This is a genomic window from Aestuariivivens sediminicola, assembly GCF_022662015.1.
Taxonomy (GTDB): Bacteria; Bacteroidota; Bacteroidia; order Flavobacteriales; family Flavobacteriaceae; genus Aestuariivivens; species Aestuariivivens sediminicola.
Genome location: NZ_JAKMCM010000001.1, coordinates 978,874 through 995,557, shown reverse-complemented (window position 1 = coordinate 995,557; position 16,684 = coordinate 978,874). Strand labels below are relative to the sequence as shown.

Below are 16,684 nucleotides of genomic sequence, written 5' to 3'. Positions count from 1 at the left end.
TTAGTTGAATGAAAAATGAAAAAGCCTTATTTATTTTACATTATTCTCCTCCAATTCATGGAGCATCTAAGGTAGGAGATTATATTCTTAATAGTAAATTGATTAAAGGTAAATTCAAAACTATTTTTATCAAGATAAAATCCTCAAGTCGTATAGATGAGATTGGAGCTTTTAAAATTAAGAAGTTAGGGTTATTTTTTGAGTTATTTTTTAAAGTTGTCTTCCAACTTATTTTTTTTAGACCTAAAAATATTTATTTTACACCATCACCTCAAGGTTTTGCTTTTTATAGAGATTTGATGGTGGTGCTACCCGTGAAAGTATATTGTAGATTTGCAAATATTAAAATTTTCTATCATTACCATGCGAGAGGTATTCGAGAGTTTACGGGTAAATCTCGCTTCAATAGACTACTTACTAATTACTTTGTCAACAATACCCATCTTATTCTAATTTCAGAAAAGCTCAAACCAGAGGTAGAGTTTTTAAACAGTTATTCCAGTATTTCTATTTTACCCAATGGGGTTATAAATACTATTAATAACACCGAGTTTAGAAGTATTATAAAAAGTCGCATACATAGTAAAGAAGTTCAAATTCTTTACCTTTCAAACATGATGAAAGATAAGGGATACGATGTTGTCTTAGAGATGGCGAAAAGATTCAGACAATGCTCAAAAAATGTCAAGATCAATTTTGCAGGAGCCTGGTCGAGTAAAGAGGACGAGGTTTATTTCAATACCTATGTAAGAACACATAAGCTTGAAGATTATGTTACCTACCATGGTTTAGTCCAAGGAGATAAAAAGAAACGATTGTTTTCCGATGCCACAATTTTTATTTTTCCATCGAGTTATAAAAAGGAAGTTTTTCCTTTGGCGGTACTTGAAGCGCTCTCTTTCGGCCTCCCGGTTTTAGCTTTTGATATTGGAGCAGTAAGTAAAATAATTCATCCTAAAATTGGTGTTATAACTAATAAAGAAAGTATTTTTGCAGACCTAAACACGATGCTTTCTGAGTACCAATCGGAGGATATTTTTTTTAATTGCAGAAAAGAATTTGAAAGAAATTATTCTGTAGAGGTTTTTGAAGAAAACCTTCTTAAAATAATTCAAATGTGTAATGGTTAAATCAATTCATATAAAAAACTTCAATATTTTTTCGAAAGGTTTAAATGCCATTCAAATTGAAGAGGGGTCAAAAAGTATAATAAATACAATCAACGCCCATTCCTATATCGTGGCCAAATCAGATAAAATATTCAGAAAAGCTTTGGAAGGCAGTGATATCCTGTTACCTGATGGAGAAGGTATAGTTTTCATGTCAAAATGGGTTTATAATTCCAAAATAAAAAAGATAGCAGGTGCAGATATACATGTCCATTTACTTAACCTGGCTGATGCGAAGGGATTAAGATGTTTTTACCTTGGGGCGAGTCAGTCAACTTTAGATATTATAAAAACAAAACAACAAACAACATATCCCAACATTGATTTCGGATTTTATTCACCCCCGTTTAAACCTGTTTTTAATGATTTCGACAATAAAGTCATGTTGCAAAGAATCAATGCTTTTCAACCTGATATATTGTTTGTCGGAATGACGGCCCCTAAACAGGAAAAATGGGTGCATCAAAATAAAGAATTCATTGACGCCAAGATAATTTGTACCATAGGTGCAGTGTTCGATTTTGTGGCTGAAACCAAAAAAAGAGCACCCAAGTGGGTTATCGCCTGTAAAATGGAATGGCTCTACAGAAGTTTTACGGCCTGGAGGTTGACAAAAAGATATATGTATTCAACGCCATTGTTTCTTTTGGAAATGTTAACCCTCAAAATTAAAGGCCATTAATAATGAATATGTCGGGGCTTACCAAACGGTTAATAGGTCAAATAGATGACATTGGATTCATGGCTTCCATAATTACCCTACCACTATCTATAAAATGGAGTTCCAAACTTCTTTTTATGAGTATCTTATTGCGGTTTTTTAGGATGGTTTCTAAAAAAGATTTTAGCTGGTATTCGAATCAAAAACCAGTAATTACCTTTTATACGCTGTTGGTTTTCTATATTATAATTCAAGGCATTTGGCTTGATGGCTCATGGTTGTTTTTTAAAACGTTTGATAAGGCTTACGCACCATATCTTATTTTTCTGCTGGTCCCATTATTTTATAATAACATTAAGATCGTAGCACAGATTCCAAAGGCACTAATCTTAGGTGTGGGTATATTGATGTTATTCATTCTTGTTCTTACACTGGTAGAATGGCAGTGGTATGACAGGGAGATGATTTTGGAAGTCTTTGACATACATCATTTATACATTTCATTGTATTTGTTGTTCATAATGAATTATATATTAAGTTCAAATGACGTTTTTAAATTGAAAAGCAGGTCTCTTTTGCTTCTCATGGTCATTTTGTTTTTACTGTTATTTAGAAGTAAGGCCGCCATAGTTACCGCACTGGCTTTGATGTTATTCCATTCAGGAATATGGTTAAAGTTAAGTTTTAAAAAACTGATTGGACTCGGTTTTGTTATTGCTATACTGATTGTCATATTCCATACGTTTTTCTTTGAATTGTACCTCAAAGCACTGGATTTTAGATCGAGAATTTGGAATGTCGCCATTGAGAGTATTATGCAGCAGCCCCTATTGGGTTACGGTAACATTAATGAGTATGATATATTAAATACAGGACATTTTTTAAACGGGAATTATGACTTTCTAGATTCCCATTTGAATGCACATAACCAATTTTTAACCTCATTATTAAAGTTTGGGTTAGTGGGCTTTATTTTAATGTTCATCCCCTATAGTTATCCACTGCTGAAAGGCAAGAACTCAATAAGGTATGAGTATATCGGATTTTTAATAGTAATGATTCCGATGTCCTTTGTTGAAAGTTTTTTTAACAGGCATCATGGCATCGTATTTTTTTGTATCACCTTGTATTATTACCATACAATGTCTAAAAAGGTTGAACTTAAAGCATGAAAGCGGGACTCTGCATATTCATTTTATTACTTTTTTCAAAAGCTACTTGCCAAGACATCGTTGTGGAAACAGGATTTACGGTTAGAGATTTTGAGATTATTGAGAACACATTGTTGTATATTGAAAAAAGACACATTAAAAATTTCAATTTTAAATCAAAGCAACGAGATTCGCTTATTAATTCTGAGGGCTTCTTTATTGGAGGTTATGGTCTAAGATTATACCCGTTTCTTGATCAAGACCTTATTGTGACAGCATCAAATGAATTGGTAAAAGATAGAAGCTCGATAAGATTTTACAATGTTTCAACCAAAAGCATTAATAAATATCATGTATATTATACGACTGAATTAATGGATTTTGAAATTGCGCCAAAAGACAGCCTGTTCTTCCTGAGTAAAAAAGACAAACAGATAGCCATATTTAAGTATGGCGATGTTCCCAGGTACAATAAAATAGATTCCCTAAACCTGGATAGTTATTGTAGAAAACTCAAATATCATAAGGAAAACTTATATGGCATTACCGATTCTGGAACAATATTTAGCTACAATGTAAAGACCAAGGTAAAAAAACGGGTATACCACGGTAATTCCTTATTGGTAAACTTTACTTTTGACAAGCAGCACGAAAATATGTTTGTGACAACTTTTAATGGCGATTTAATAAAGGTTAATATAAATGGAAATGCCCAGAATAAAACGATCCATATCGGGAAGGATATTATTGAAGCAATTGCAATTTATGAGGACAAGTATATCCTTACCGGAGATTGGAACGGACAGATTAAACTCATTGACATACAAAATTTATCACTAATCAAAGCCTGGAACAATAAGAAAAGAATTGTAAAGATTTTGTCGGGCGAACAATGCTTTTACACCAGCAGTGCGGATAGAACAATCAAAAAATGGAAAATAGATCAGAAATGAAAATTAAAACCATCTGTTGCATTGGTGCCGGTTATGTGGGAGGCCCCACTATGGCCGTTATTGCACAGAAATGCCCTCATATTAAAGTTACCGTAGTGGATGTGAATACTGTACGTATCGCCGCATGGAATTCCCCCGATTTAAATAAATTACCAGTTTTTGAACCGGGGCTGGATGAGGTAGTAGCCCAGGCCAGAGGAAGAAATCTTTTTTTCTCCACCGATATCGATCAAGCTATTGTTGATGCGGATATGATCTTTATTTCCGTCAATACCCCTACTAAAACCTATGGTAAGGGTAAAGGTATGGCGGCGGATTTAAAATACATCGAACTGTGTGCACGGCAAATTGCCAAAGTAACCAAAACCGATAAAATCATTGTTGAGAAATCAACCCTACCCGTGCGAACCGCAGAGGCTATAAAGCACATTTTGGATAATTCCGGGAATGGGGTTCAATTTCAGATCTTATCCAATCCTGAATTTTTAGCAGAAGGTACCGCTGTTGAAGACCTATTGCACCCTGATCGCGTACTGATTGGGGGAGAACCTAATGCTGAAGGAGAAAAAGCCATTCAAGCCTTAGTCGATATCTACGCCCATTGGGTGCCTGAGGAGCGGATTATTACCACCAACGTGTGGTCATCAGAATTATCGAAGTTAACCGCGAATGCCTTTTTAGCGCAACGGGTATCCTCTATCAATGCCATGTCTGAGATTTGTGAGCAGACCGGGGCGGATATTAATGAAGTGGCCAAAGCCATAGGTATGGACAGCCGGATCGGGCCAAAATTCCTAAAAGCTTCGGTGGGTTTCGGAGGCTCCTGTTTTCAAAAGGATATTTTAAATCTGGTGTACATTGCAAAAAGCTATGGTTTAAATGAGGTGGCGGATTACTGGGAACAGGTGATCCTTATGAATGACCACCAAAAACAGCGGTTTTCAGACCACATCATCAATACCTTATACAATACCGTTTCGGGTAAGAAAATTGCGTTTTTAGGCTGGGCCTTTAAAAAAGACACCAATGATACCAGGGAGTCCCCGGCCATACGAATCGCCGATAATTTGCTGAGTGAGAAAGCTCGAATTTGGGCATACGATCCGAAGGTCATTCCAGAACGCATGTATGCTGATCTCGATTATTTGAATACCCGGTCAGAACAGGAAAATAGAAACCTACTCACGGTAAGTGGAAACCCCTATGAGGCTTGTAAAGATGCCCATGCCATAGCCGTTTTAACCGAATGGGACGAATTTAAATCTTATGATTGGCAACGCATATACGATGACATGCAAAAACCGGCCTTTATATTTGACGGCAGAGGTATTTTAGATACCGTATCTCTCAAAGAAATTGGCTTTACCTGTTACACCATTGGTAAAGGATCATAATGGTGTTATTCGGAGCGTGTGGTTAAAAAAGACGACAAATGAGAGGGTGTTTTATGCTTTTATAGAGGGTAAGATTATAGTAATAGTGTAAGTACAATTTCTGAATAAATTGTAATACCCGTACTTGTTTTCCATAAAAGAAACCATGGCTTTTCGGCTTATTCCCTTAAATTTGTGAAATCAACCGAATATCTAAATTAGAATTTTTGAAACGCGTTTTAATAACTGGGGCTGCAGGATTTTTAGGATCGCATTTATGCGATCGCTTTATTCATGAAGGCTATGAGGTTATTGGTATGGATAACTACATTACCGGGGATAAAAGAAACCTGGAACACCTAGAGCAACATCCTCATTTTGAATTTATCGAACACGATGTCACCAAATTTGTTGCCATTGATGGGCCTTTGGATTATATCTTACATTTTGCATCACCGGCAAGTCCCATCGATTATTTAAAAATACCGATTCAAACGCTCAAGGTCGGGTCCCTGGGGACTCATAATCTATTGGGATTGGCTAAAGCTAAAAAAGCAAGAATACTCATTGCCTCCACATCTGAGGTCTATGGGGACCCCTTGGTACATCCACAGTCTGAAGATTATTACGGTAATGTAAACACCATCGGTCCACGAGGGGTCTATGATGAAGCGAAACGTTTTCAGGAGTCGCTGACCATGGCCTACCATCGATTCCATGGCCTGGAAACACGAATCGTCCGCATTTTTAATACCTATGGTCCCAGGATGCGGCTTAACGATGGACGGGTGATACCTGCCTTTATGGGGCAGGCACTGCGTGGAGAAGATTTGACTGTTTTTGGAGACGGCTCACAAACGCGATCCTTTTGTTATGTTGACGATCAGATTGAAGGCATCTACAGGTTGCTGTTAAGCGACTACGTGTACCCGGTGAATATTGGAAATCCTGATGAAATCACGATCAATGCCTTTGCAGAAGAAATTGTAAAGCTTGCCGGAACAAAGCAGAAGATTATTTACAAAGACCTTCCCCAGAACGATCCCCTGCAGCGTCAACCGGATATCACGTTAGCAAAAAAAATTTTAGATTGGGAACCCAAAGTAGATCGACATGAGGGTATGAAAAGGACCTATGCTTATTTTAAAGGACTTCCTAAAGAAGAACTCTATAAAATCGAACATAAGAATTTTAAAGACCATATAAAGCAGTAAATTGTATAAAAAGAGCAGATATTCAAGTTATATCAAACCCATAACCGGGTTTGCTGACTTATTTATCATCATTGGGTCTGTTTTTCTTTTTGAAATTAATTTAAGCTCACCCTACCTCTTTATTGGTTATATCGCCACGCTCTGGGTTATTATTGCGGTCAGGAATCACTTTTACGAAGTCCAACGCCATACCAGGATCATTCAGGTGATACCGCTTATTTTTCGTCAATTTCTATTCTTTGGTTTGGTGCTTTATGCTTATATAGGCGTCTTTAAGCAACCGAACATAAGCCGCCTGGCTCTTGGGGAGTATTTATTGTTTGTATTTTTTCTAATTCTCGTTTTTAAGTTTTTTGTCTTTTTTTTATTTAAAAGATACCGCGCTGTTTTTAAAGGGAACATCAGAAATGTTATCGTCATAGGAGATAATGAGAAAACAAGACAACTTATTACGATCTTAAAGAATCGATTGGATTATGGATATAATTTCATGAAGCAGTTTACCATAGACGATAACGATAGCTTGAGAAGGTGTTTTAACTATGTTGTTGATCATAATGTTGATGAGATCTATTTTTCTGTGGCCGAACTATCGAATAAACAAATTAATAGTTTGATCGATTTTGCAGACAATAACCTGAGGGAATTAAAGTTCATTCCAGACAATAAGGATATATTTTCAAAGCGATTGAAATATGAATATTACGACTATATTCCGGTGTTGTCCATACGTTCCATTCCATTACAGGAACCCATCAACAAATTTGTAAAGCGATTGTTCGATATTGTATTTGCATCTTGTATCATCGTATTCATTCTATCGTGGTTAACCCCGATATTGGCTATAATCATAAAATTGGAATCCAAAGGCCCTGTGTTCTTTAAACAATCCAGAAACGGGTTTAATTATGAGGAGTTCGATTGCTATAAGTTCAGATCAATGAATCCAAATAAGGATGCACACTTATATCAGGCCACTAAGGGAGATCATCGTGTCACCAGGGTAGGACGTTTTATAAGAAAAACAAGTATCGATGAACTGCCGCAGTTTTTTAATGTCTTGTTTGGCGATATGTCGGTGGTGGGCCCAAGACCTCATATGGTAAGCCATACGGACATGTATGCACGACGCATTGACAAGTTTATGGTGAGACACTTTGTTAAACCCGGTATTACAGGCCTGGCCCAGGTTAGTGGGTTTAGAGGTGAGGTTGAAAAGGACAAGGACATTATCAATCGGGTAAAATTCGATATTTTTTATGTAGAAAACTGGTCCCTGCTCTTAGACCTTAGAATTATCTTTCAAACCTTTATGAATGCGATTAAGGGTGAGGACAAAGCCTATTGAACTCGTGCTGTCAATGCATGGAGTTGTTTGCCCGCATCAAAATTGGTTATGGCTGTTTGTCGCGTGTTTAAGATCCGCTCAGCATTGAGATCGGCTAAGCTTATGGAACCCATTACTTTGTTCAGATGGTCATAATCACCGGCCTTTGCGACCCAGCCTAAACCATGCTCCTCAACAATGAGCTCTCCTTCACCTCCGCCGAAATACAGTATGGGCAGACCCAAACGTGCATATTCAAAGATTTTAGAAGGCACGGATCCGTAGATGCGCTTTAACAAGGGAATGATGGCCACATCATAGGTCATTAAGACCCTGTGCAATTCCGGACGCGGCAGGGTACCATAAAAGTGAATATCCAATTCCGGGCAGTCTTTGATAAGCTGTTCGATCAAAGTTTGCTCGCTACCGGCCCCATAGATATGAAATTCCACTATGGAATAATCCAGTTCCGTACAAAGCCTGTAAATGCCCTGAGCCACACCTATCAGGCCCGCATATACCAATTTGATCTTAAGGTCCGCCCGTTGATTTTCTCTAAGTTCCGGAGGGGTGAACTCCGGATAATTGCGATATAAGAAGGTGTGCTTCTCAGGATAGACAGAGGCAATATGAGTTAAAATTTCCTCGCTCTGCCCTAATATCAAGTCTGTATGCCTGTAATTAAAACGTTCCATGCGTTCCAAAAGGCGATAGGTCACACCTTTTTTAAAAGCCCCTAATTCCAAACCTGCCAAGGGCCATAGATCACTCACATTTAAAATGAGTTTTCTTTTTCGGGAACGCAGAAACAAGACGGATGTAAAGGCAACGATCAATGGTGGCGACTGAATAATAACGGTCTTTGGATGTCGGTTCCAGATAAAGAACCCTATCAAACTCATGCTATAGGACAACATGGACGCCAACCGTAACAGTTTATTTTTGGAATGACTCGCATAAAGCCATAAGCGATGGACAGTGAGGCCATTTTCAACAGTTGTTCTTTTGAAGGCACCCCGATAGGCCTTTAAAATGCGTCCGTTCGGATAATTGGGTAAGGGCGTTACAACAGAAACCTTAAAACCGTTTTGATGTAATCCTGTGGCCAGCTGATGTATTCTGTTGGATGCGGCACCAATTTCAGGAGGGAAATAGTTGGTTATGATAAGAATGTCTTTCATTACAACTCAAAAATAGTCATGAGATGGTCAACAATGCGTTCGGCCGCAAGTCCGTCCCACAATTCTGGAATCCCACCTGTTTTCCATTGCCCGGCATGCAATAAATCGAATGTGTGTTCTATTTTTTCCGGATCGTTACCAACTAAAACATTGGTCCCTATTGCACAGGTTTCCGGCCGCTCGGTGCTCGTTCTTAAAGTCATACATGGCACATGCATTACCGTGGCTTCCTCGGTGACTCCCCCTGAATCCGTAATGACCGCCAGAGCATTCTTAACGAGATAATTGAACTCCAGGTATCCTAAAGGTTTAAGACAATGCAGGGTGTCTAAATTCAAATCTAATGTACTCAGAAGTTTTTCAGTTCTGGGATGTACCGGAAATATAACGGGAAGGCCTTTACTATGTTTAACGATGCCGGCAACTAACTGTTTTAGTGCCTGAGGGGCATCTACGTTACCGGGTCTGTGAAGCGTTAACACAAAGTAGTTTTTGGGGGAGAGGTCCAAATCGTTCCAAAGCGTTGGCTGCTTAAAGCGGGGCTCCTGCTTGAGCAGGGTATCGATCATCACATTGCCCACAAAGAAAATTTTTGATTCAGGGACACCCAACCCTTTTAAATTGGCATTGGCATAGTCTGAGGTGGTAAAAAAATAATCTGTCAAACTATCGGTTACAATGCGATTGATTTCTTCAGGCATGCCTATATCCCCTGATCGGATCCCCGCTTCGACATGCGCTACTTTTATACCGCCCTTTTTTGCCACTATGGTACAGGCCATGGTGGAGGTCACATCTCCAACAACCATGACCAGATCACTCGGATAGTATTTTAATTCATTTTCAAAACCAATCATAATGGCAGCGGTCTGTTCGGCCTGAGTGCCACTTCCCACACCCAAATTGATATCGGGCCTGGGAATATGAAGTTCATCGAAAAAACGCCCGCTCAGATGTTCGTCGTAGTGTTGTCCGGTATGCACCAGCCTGTAATTAATGTCAGCACCGCACTTTTTTTTAGCCTCAATAGCCTCAATAATGGGGGCGATCTTCATGAAGTTTGGTCTGGCACCGGCAACGAGTGTTAGGTTCATGGGTTTTGTTTTATATAGGATCTAAACTGTTTTAATTTACCACTTTTTGAACGAACTAAATGGTCTTGTCTTTCAAATTTAATGTGGAGCCCCTTTTCCAGATAAGTTTCCATTTCCCTGATGATTCTATTTTTCTTATCCTCAGACAGGGCTTCGGGGCTGACATAAATCACCTTAAATCGATCCAATTCCAGTTGTTCGATCACAAATTCTTTAACCGAGCCATCCTTTTCTATGATGCTTTTGGTGACGTAATAAAAGGTTAATCCGGCAGCCTTTTTGCCACTGGGGAGATGCACAATGTCGTTCGTTCTTCCTGTTAAATCCTCCAAAATAGGCGATTTTAAGGTACTCTGCTTTGATAACCTTCCGATATCTCCTATATCGTAACGAATAAAGGGTTGTGCCTTGTTGTAGAGCGACGTGATGACCAAGCGCCCTTCCTCCCCGTAAGGCAGGGTGTTACCGTGATCATCCAACACCTCTACAAAAAGTGTTTCGCTATTCACCTGCCATTGGCCTTTTGGATTTTCGAATGCAATTAAATCCAATTCCGAGGCACCATATTCGTTAATTACCGGTATGCCAAAATACCTTTCCATAAGGGCCTTATCGTCTTCGAATAACATTTCGGAAGTCGCGATGCATATTTTTAAGGATGGACAAAGGGATTTCAGCACCCTGTCTTTCTGTTGTAAATATTTGGCAAACTGTACCATGGCGCTCGTATACCCATTGAGATACTCCAGTTTTTTGGACTTAAAAACAGCCAACCAGAGTTCAAATGCCTCAGCACTTAAATCAAATACATTGAATCGCGTTCTGTTGCTTATCACATCTTTAAGTTGTTCTTTATAATAGCCCGCAGAATCCTGAGGAATGCCATAAAACCGCGCCTGTTTGGAGCTGTTAAAGTCGATGTTGAACCATCCGAACCGATCCTGTATGATGGCCCAGGTCATGGCGTGACAAAATTTGTCTTTAGAAAATAGGAAAGGATGTCCCGAGGACCCGGAAGTTTTACCGATGTACACCTGGCGTTTAGTGAAGGCATCAGACAAAAGGGATTCCAGAGGCTGCTGTAAATCTGATTTGGTCATCACCGGAACGGACCTCCAGTCTGAAGGATCTGCTTCCTTCGCGAATCTTTTATAAAACGTATTGTGTTTTAAATGATAGCTTACTATATCCTGTTTTTTGGTCTCTACATAAGCTTTAAAGTCAATCTCACTTTTAAGCTGTACAGACTTTAACAGCTGTTTCGCCTTTTTAATAGGGAAGCCATTGAGTTTTAAAACGAAATTGAATAGATTCAAAATGAAGAAACTTTTTTGTAAAGTAAACAAAAAATAGTCGTGTATTGCTAGTATTAGTTTTATTTTTGCACTTCATAAAAAGCATTTAAAATGAACATCTTAATTCTAGGTTCCGGCGGTAGAGAACACACTTTTGCATGGAAAATAGTACAAAGCCCGAAATGCAGAAACCTGTTCGTGGCCCCTGGGAATTCGGGAACAGCCCAGATTGCAACCAACGTGAATATCGGGGTTAATGATTTTGAGGCCATCAAAACACTTGTTTTGGAAAAGGCGATCGACATGGTGGTTGTGGGTCCGGAAGATCCGTTGGTGAATGGGGTTCATGATTATTTTTTGAATGATGAGGCCCTTAAGCAAATAAAGGTTATCGGCCCGCAAAAAGCGGCTGCGCAATTGGAGGGCAGTAAAGAATTTGCAAAGGAATTTTTATACCGACACCATATACCCACTGCTGCCTATGACAGTTTCACTAAAGACACTGTAGAGCAAGGCTTTGCTTTTCTAGAGACCCTGAAGCCACCCTACGTACTAAAGGCGGATGGTTTGGCCGCTGGGAAAGGGGTTGTTATTCTAAATGATCTGGAGGCCGCGAAAGCGGAATTAAAGGGGATGTTAATTGATGAAAAATTTGGAAAGGCCAGTACCAAGGTCGTTATTGAAGAATTTCTTGACGGTATCGAGTTAAGCTGTTTTGTGTTGACCGATGGACAAAGCTACAAGATCCTGCCTACGGCTAAAGATTATAAACGTATAGGTGAAGGGGACACGGGCTTGAATACTGGTGGTATGGGGGCAGTTTCTCCGGTGCCTTTTGCGACACCATCCTTTTTAAATAAAATTGAGGAACGCATTGTTAAACCGACGATAGAAGGCCTGAAGAAAGACCGGTTACCCTATGTCGGGTTTATCTTTATCGGTCTGATAAAAGTTGGGGATGACCCCAAGGTTATTGAGTACAATGTGCGAATGGGTGATCCGGAAACGGAGGTCGTTTTTCCGCGTTTAAAGAATGATCTGGTTGATATTCTAATGGCAATGGCAAATGGGACCCTAAGAGACATAGATATCGAAATTGATGAGCGCGCGGCAACGACCATCATGCTGGTTTCAGGAGGTTATCCCGAGGCTTATGAAAAGGGAAAGGAAATAAAAGGGCTAGAGTTGATCTCCGATGCCGTGCCCTTTCATGCCGGGGCACAGCTTGATAATGGAAAAATTGTGACCTCCGGGGGACGGGTTATAGCCATTACCACCTATGGTAAGACCTATCAGGAAGCCATAAAAAAATCTTACCAAAATATTGAAAAATTACATTTTGATAAGATGTATTATCGCAGGGATATAGGGTTCGATTTATAAGAACGAATGAGAAGAAATGCTTTTATCTTCCTCATTGTTATCGTTGAACATTTTAAGCTGCTTTAACCAATAGAGCATTGCAACAAAGCCTATTATAAGAAATAGCCAGGAAACGACGTTTGCCACAAACCAATTATCCAACTCCAAATGCCTTAGCGCATCAAATGGCGCAAAGAGCACATTCACAAACAAATCTTCAATGGCATAAAAGAAATCTTTCATCATAACATTTTAGTATTATCCAATCACTTCTTAATATATTTACAAGGCAAAAATACAAAAACAGCTAATGATAACAAGCATTTTTAGTAAATCTAAGCCAATAAATTTCATTGTGGTGTTTTTTATTACGGCTCTGGCTTTCCTGATTGGCTCTTTAAAATTATCAGAAGTTTCCTTAACGCTTTCATGGGTCTTTAAACAGGCGATTGCATTTTTGGTTTGTTACAGCTCTATTTTACTGGTCAATTTTATTGTAAGCAAAAATGGATTAACCAAAAACAACAATTACGAAATTTTACTTTACAGCCTGTTTCTGCTCACATTGTTTAAAACGACTCAGGATACCCGGATCATAATGGCCAATTTTTTTGTGCTGTTAGGTATGAGGCGTATTATTAGTATCCGTACTCAGATTAAACTGAATAAAAAGCTTTTTGATGCGGCCTTTTGGATCGCTGTTGCTTCGTTATTCTATTTTTGGTCCATCCTGTTTATCCTCCTCATTATAATGGCCTTAATCTTATACACCGATAACAAAATAAACCATTGGATAATCCCTTTTACCGGGGTAATTACTGTCTTTCTTTTTGCCGTTTGTTATTCAATCGTTTCTTATGGGAATTATCTGGGCGTGTTTCAAAACCTGCCCGATGTAAGCTTCACCTATGAAAACTACAATGAACTGGGTTTAACACTTGCTATAACCATGCTAATATCGTTTGGGATTTGGTCCATGCTGTTTTATATTCGATCTATTAAAAAGAAAAAGAAGGCCTTGAGGCCATCCTTCGATCTTATTTTAATTGCCTTTTTAATTGCCTTTCTGATTGTAGTTCTGGTCCCTGAAAAAAGCAGTGCCGAATTTTTATTCCTTTTTGCTCCTCTGGCTATTATTATAACCAATTATATTGAAGTGATTGAAGAAAAATGGTTTAAGGAACTTTTCTTATTGATCTTTTTGGCCCTGCCTTTTGTTGTCTTAATGTTATAATTTTTCACCAAATGCCAAATCACCGGCATCTCCAAGTCCTGGAACGATATAGCCATGATCGTTTAAGATAGGATCAACAGCTGCAATCCATAAATGCGTGTTCTTAGGAAAGGCTTTTCGAATAAAATTAATCCCGTCTTCGGAACCGATGACACAGGCCAGATGAATGCTGTCCGGGGTCCCAAAGGGTTTTAAGGCCTCGAAAGCAGTGCGCAACGACTGTCCCGTTGCCAACATCGGATCGACCAGCACAAGGGTTTTGCCTTCAATCGATGGCGAGGCCATATATTCGATGACAATATCGATGGTTTCAGGATTATGATGATGCCGTCTGTAGGCCGAGATAAAAGCATTATCGGCAGTATCAAAATAGTTCAACAGACCATTATGAAGGGGAACCCCTGCCCTTAAAATGGAACATAAGACCAGGTCATTTTGAGGTAAATTAACATGTGAAATTCCTAGCGGTGTTTTAATGGCAGTGGCCTTATAGTCGAGATACTTGCTCATTTCATATGCCAAAACCTCGCCTATCCGTTCAATGTTTTTCCTGAATCGCATACGATCGCTTTGTATGGTGGTGCTTCGGATTTCAGAAATGAAAGTATTCAATATAGAGTTCTTATGCGAAATATTGTGAATATACATGAATTGTGAAAGATTAGGATTGAATAAATGTAACTAAATAAAAGGGATGTTCCTTCAGTTATAGAATAAATTTTATAACCCTTATAGAAGTAGTGCGTCCTACCTCATGAACTGTGATGTGAAGGCATATGGTTGTTACTTTCGCCTTTACAAAAAACACCTGGATGATATAAGGGTTTAAAATTTAAACAGATGAAAAAATTCATGTACTTTTGCACTATAAAATACCATTAAGCATGTTTACGAGTAAAGCGAATACCATATTTCAGGAGGTTATTGAAAAATATCACATAATTAACACGGTCGATCAACCGTTTGAAAACGCCTATTCAAAGGAGGATTTAATAGAGCATTTATTATACAGAAAATGTTGGATTGACACCGTTCAATGGCATTACGAGGACATTATTCGTGATCCGCATATCGATCCCGTAGCGGCATTGAAGTTAAAACGGCAAATTGATGCCTCTAATCAGGACAGGACAGATATGGTGGAATATATTGACAGCTATTTCCTAGAAAAGTACAAGGACGTTACGCCGAAGAGTGATGCTACTATTAATACGGAAAGCCCGGCATGGGGCATCGATCGTTTGTCTATTCTCGCTTTGAAGATCTATCATATGAACGAAGAAGCGCATCGTGAGGATGCTACACCGGAACATCGAGCGGCTTGCCAGAAGAAATTAAATCTGTTATTGGAACAGCGTGTGGACTTATCGACTGCGATAGACACGCTTTTGAAGGATATCGAAAAAGGGGATAAGTATATGAAAGTGTACAAGCAAATGAAAATGTACAATGACGAAGCACTAAACCCGGTACTTCGTTCTCAGAAATAACCATTGCCGGTCCTAACAGGTGTATCCAATCAAAACAAAGTTATAGCTGGACCCTGCCACCCAACAGGCAGTCGACAATCGATCATTGAACATGGCATAACCAGATGTCCTTAAACACAAAACATATTCTAGTGATCCGACTATCCGCCATGGGTGATGTCGCTATGACCGTACCTGTTTTGCGCGCATTGACAGAGCAACACCCGGATCTGAATATAACGGTTTTAACACGTACATTTTTCACCCCTTTATTTCGAAACATTCCTAATGTTAAAGTGATCTCGGCCGAATTGAAAGGGCAGCACAAAGGGGTTTTTGGCCTCTATAAACTAGCGAGGCAACTCAATGCGGCACATACCTTCTATGCGATCGCCGATTTACATAATGTGTTGCGAACCAAGATCCTGAAACAATTCCTAAAATGCAGACGATTTGTTTCCATCGATAAAGGGCGAAAGGAAAAAAAAGAATTAACTACCGGGAAGCGATTTACGGCTCTTAAAACAACCCATGAACGCTATGCTCTTGTGTTTGAAGTATTGGGATTTCCTGTGGATTTATCGAATCCAAGATTCCCGGAGAAAGCGGTTTTAAATGATAAAATAAAATCGATTATTGGAGGAGATCTCAGCAAGGGTATTGGTATAGCACCGTTTGCCGCGCATGAAGGGAAACAATACCCTTTGGAATTAATGGAACAGGTTATTGCAAAGCTTTCCACTACATATAAAATCCTTTTATTTGGAGGAGGGCCTCAAGAAATTAAAGTGTTAAATGGAATTGAAGGCCGGATTAAAAATGTCGTCAATGTTGCCGGAAAATTGACTTTGTCGGAAGAAATGGATGTTATCTCCAATTTAGACTTGATGCTGTCCATGGATTCGGGCAATGGTCATATTGCCGCTATGCTCGGTGTAAACACCTTTACCATCTGGGGCGTGACGCATCCCTATGCGGGGTTTGCACCCTTTAACCAGCCAGAAGGACATGCCTTCCTTCCAGACAGAGCCCAATATCCAAAAATACCGACATCCGTATATGGAAATAGATACCCCGAAGGCTATGAACATGCGGTGGGAAGCATAGCACCCGAAACCGTCATTAAAAAAATTAAGGCTGTCATGGAACAGTCATCTACCTGACATATTCGAAATTATATTCCGGTACCCGGACAGATGTG

The 16,684-nt window shown here is 39.2% G+C and carries 16 protein-coding genes; 11 read left to right on the top strand and 5 right to left on the bottom strand.

Going from position 1 to position 16,684, the window contains the following annotated elements:
- The first annotated feature begins 8 nt into the window (after nt 1-8).
- The 7 genes from MR041_RS04410 to MR041_RS04380 all read left to right on the top strand — a co-directional run bounded on the left by MR041_RS04410 (nt 9) and on the right by MR041_RS04380 (nt 7,869).
- Nucleotides 9-1,130: a glycosyltransferase family 4 protein gene (locus tag MR041_RS04410; protein WP_242092371.1), complete on the top strand. Its 1,122-nt coding sequence runs from the start codon at nt 9-11 to the stop codon at nt 1,128-1,130.
- Nucleotides 1,123-1,851, top strand: a complete 729-nt coding sequence (locus tag MR041_RS04405) for a WecB/TagA/CpsF family glycosyltransferase (RefSeq protein ID WP_242092370.1) — start codon at nt 1,123-1,125, stop codon at nt 1,849-1,851. Before MR041_RS04410 ends, MR041_RS04405 begins: the two co-directional genes overlap by 8 nt.
- A gap of 2 nt (nt 1,852-1,853) precedes the next feature.
- On the top strand, nt 1,854-3,002 hold the full coding sequence (locus MR041_RS04400; RefSeq protein WP_242092369.1) for an O-antigen ligase family protein: 1,149 nt from the start codon (nt 1,854-1,856) through the stop codon (nt 3,000-3,002).
- Complete coding sequence (locus MR041_RS04395; RefSeq protein WP_242092368.1) at nt 2,999-3,934, top strand: WD40 repeat domain-containing protein; 936 nt, start codon at nt 2,999-3,001, stop codon at nt 3,932-3,934. The genes MR041_RS04400 and MR041_RS04395 overlap by 4 nt, the downstream gene beginning before the upstream one ends.
- Entirely contained in the window at nt 3,931-5,328 is a 1,398-nt protein-coding gene (locus MR041_RS04390) for a UDP-glucose 6-dehydrogenase (RefSeq protein WP_242092500.1), read from the top strand. The genes MR041_RS04395 and MR041_RS04390 overlap by 4 nt, the downstream gene beginning before the upstream one ends.
- Before the next feature lie 206 nt (nt 5,329-5,534).
- On the top strand, nt 5,535-6,521 hold the full coding sequence (locus MR041_RS04385) for a UDP-glucuronic acid decarboxylase family protein (RefSeq protein WP_242092367.1): 987 nt from the start codon (nt 5,535-5,537) through the stop codon (nt 6,519-6,521).
- Nucleotide 6,522: 1 nt separating this feature from the next.
- Nucleotides 6,523-7,869 (top strand): undecaprenyl-phosphate glucose phosphotransferase, encoded by a 1,347-nt coding sequence (locus MR041_RS04380; protein ID WP_242092366.1) that lies wholly within the window; start codon nt 6,523-6,525, stop codon nt 7,867-7,869.
- On the opposite strand, the gene MR041_RS04375 is transcribed toward MR041_RS04380, so the two are convergent.
- From MR041_RS04375 to MR041_RS04365, 3 genes are read right to left on the bottom strand one after another with little or no spacing between them, the layout of a single operon-like run.
- On the bottom strand, nt 7,863-9,029 hold the full coding sequence (locus MR041_RS04375) for a glycosyltransferase family 4 protein (protein WP_242092365.1): 1,167 nt from the start codon (nt 9,027-9,029) through the stop codon (nt 7,863-7,865). The two genes, MR041_RS04380 and MR041_RS04375, sit on opposite strands and share 7 nt — an antisense overlap.
- Nucleotides 9,029-10,123, bottom strand: coding sequence for a non-hydrolyzing UDP-N-acetylglucosamine 2-epimerase (wecB, locus tag MR041_RS04370; RefSeq protein ID WP_242092364.1), 1,095 nt, complete (start codon nt 10,121-10,123; stop codon nt 9,029-9,031). Before wecB ends, MR041_RS04375 begins: the two co-directional genes overlap by 1 nt.
- The gene (locus MR041_RS04365; RefSeq protein WP_242092363.1) at nt 10,120-11,439 is read right to left on the bottom strand and encodes a phenylacetate--CoA ligase family protein; all 1,320 of its coding nucleotides are present in this window, start codon (nt 11,437-11,439) and stop codon (nt 10,120-10,122) included. Before MR041_RS04365 ends, wecB begins: the two co-directional genes overlap by 4 nt.
- Nucleotides 11,440-11,529: 90 nt before the next feature.
- Between MR041_RS04365 and purD the strand changes: the two genes are divergently transcribed.
- On the top strand, nt 11,530-12,801 hold the full coding sequence (gene purD / locus MR041_RS04360) for a phosphoribosylamine--glycine ligase (protein ID WP_242092362.1): 1,272 nt from the start codon (nt 11,530-11,532) through the stop codon (nt 12,799-12,801).
- On the opposite strand, the gene MR041_RS04355 is transcribed toward purD, so the two are convergent.
- On the bottom strand, nt 12,796-13,023 hold the full coding sequence (locus MR041_RS04355; RefSeq protein ID WP_242092499.1) for a DUF6341 family protein: 228 nt from the start codon (nt 13,021-13,023) through the stop codon (nt 12,796-12,798). The genes purD and MR041_RS04355 overlap by 6 nt on opposite strands.
- A 67-nt stretch (nt 13,024-13,090) precedes the next feature.
- Between MR041_RS04355 and MR041_RS04350 the strand changes: the two genes are divergently transcribed.
- Nucleotides 13,091-14,014 (top strand): DUF6427 family protein, encoded by a 924-nt coding sequence (locus MR041_RS04350; protein WP_242092361.1) that lies wholly within the window; start codon nt 13,091-13,093, stop codon nt 14,012-14,014.
- Here MR041_RS04350 and upp read toward each other — a convergent pair.
- The gene (gene upp, locus MR041_RS04345; RefSeq protein ID WP_242092360.1) at nt 14,009-14,662 is read right to left on the bottom strand and encodes a uracil phosphoribosyltransferase; all 654 of its coding nucleotides are present in this window, start codon (nt 14,660-14,662) and stop codon (nt 14,009-14,011) included. The genes MR041_RS04350 and upp overlap by 6 nt on opposite strands.
- Before the next feature lie 236 nt (nt 14,663-14,898).
- Between upp and MR041_RS04340 the strand changes: the two genes are divergently transcribed.
- Nucleotides 14,899-15,504 carry a DUF4254 domain-containing protein gene (locus MR041_RS04340; RefSeq protein WP_242092359.1) on the top strand — a complete coding sequence of 202 codons (606 nt, stop codon included), beginning with the start codon at nt 14,899-14,901 and terminating at the stop codon, nt 15,502-15,504.
- Nucleotides 15,505-15,635: 131 nt separating this feature from the next.
- Complete coding sequence (locus MR041_RS04335; RefSeq protein WP_339328748.1) at nt 15,636-16,646, top strand: glycosyltransferase family 9 protein; 1,011 nt, start codon at nt 15,636-15,638, stop codon at nt 16,644-16,646.
- The last annotated feature ends 38 nt before the right edge of the window (nt 16,647-16,684 follow it).

Bases quoted from the DNA above. Each gene is read 5' to 3' on its own strand.
- MR041_RS04400 (WP_242092369.1), top strand. From the start codon at position 1,854: ATGAATATGTCGGGGCTTACCAAACGGTTAATAGGTCAAATAGATGAC.
- MR041_RS04410 (WP_242092371.1), top strand. From the start codon at position 9: ATGAAAAATGAAAAAGCCTTATTTATTTTACATTATTCTCCTCCAATT.
- MR041_RS04355 (WP_242092499.1), bottom strand. From the start codon at position 13,023: ATGAAAGATTTCTTTTATGCCATTGAAGATTTGTTTGTGAATGTGCTC.
- MR041_RS04395 (WP_242092368.1), top strand. From the start codon at position 2,999: ATGAAAGCGGGACTCTGCATATTCATTTTATTACTTTTTTCAAAAGCT.
- MR041_RS04375 (WP_242092365.1), bottom strand. From the start codon at position 9,029: ATGAAAGACATTCTTATCATAACCAACTATTTCCCTCCTGAAATTGGT.
- upp (WP_242092360.1), bottom strand. From the start codon at position 14,662: ATGTATATTCACAATATTTCGCATAAGAACTCTATATTGAATACTTTC.
- MR041_RS04340 (WP_242092359.1), top strand. From the start codon at position 14,899: ATGTTTACGAGTAAAGCGAATACCATATTTCAGGAGGTTATTGAAAAA.
- wecB (WP_242092364.1), bottom strand. From the start codon at position 10,123: ATGAACCTAACACTCGTTGCCGGTGCCAGACCAAACTTCATGAAGATC.
- purD (WP_242092362.1), top strand. From the start codon at position 11,530: ATGAACATCTTAATTCTAGGTTCCGGCGGTAGAGAACACACTTTTGCA.
- MR041_RS04405 (WP_242092370.1), top strand. From the start codon at position 1,123: ATGGTTAAATCAATTCATATAAAAAACTTCAATATTTTTTCGAAAGGT.
- MR041_RS04390 (WP_242092500.1), top strand. From the start codon at position 3,931: ATGAAAATTAAAACCATCTGTTGCATTGGTGCCGGTTATGTGGGAGGC.
- MR041_RS04350 (WP_242092361.1), top strand. From the start codon at position 13,091: ATGATAACAAGCATTTTTAGTAAATCTAAGCCAATAAATTTCATTGTG.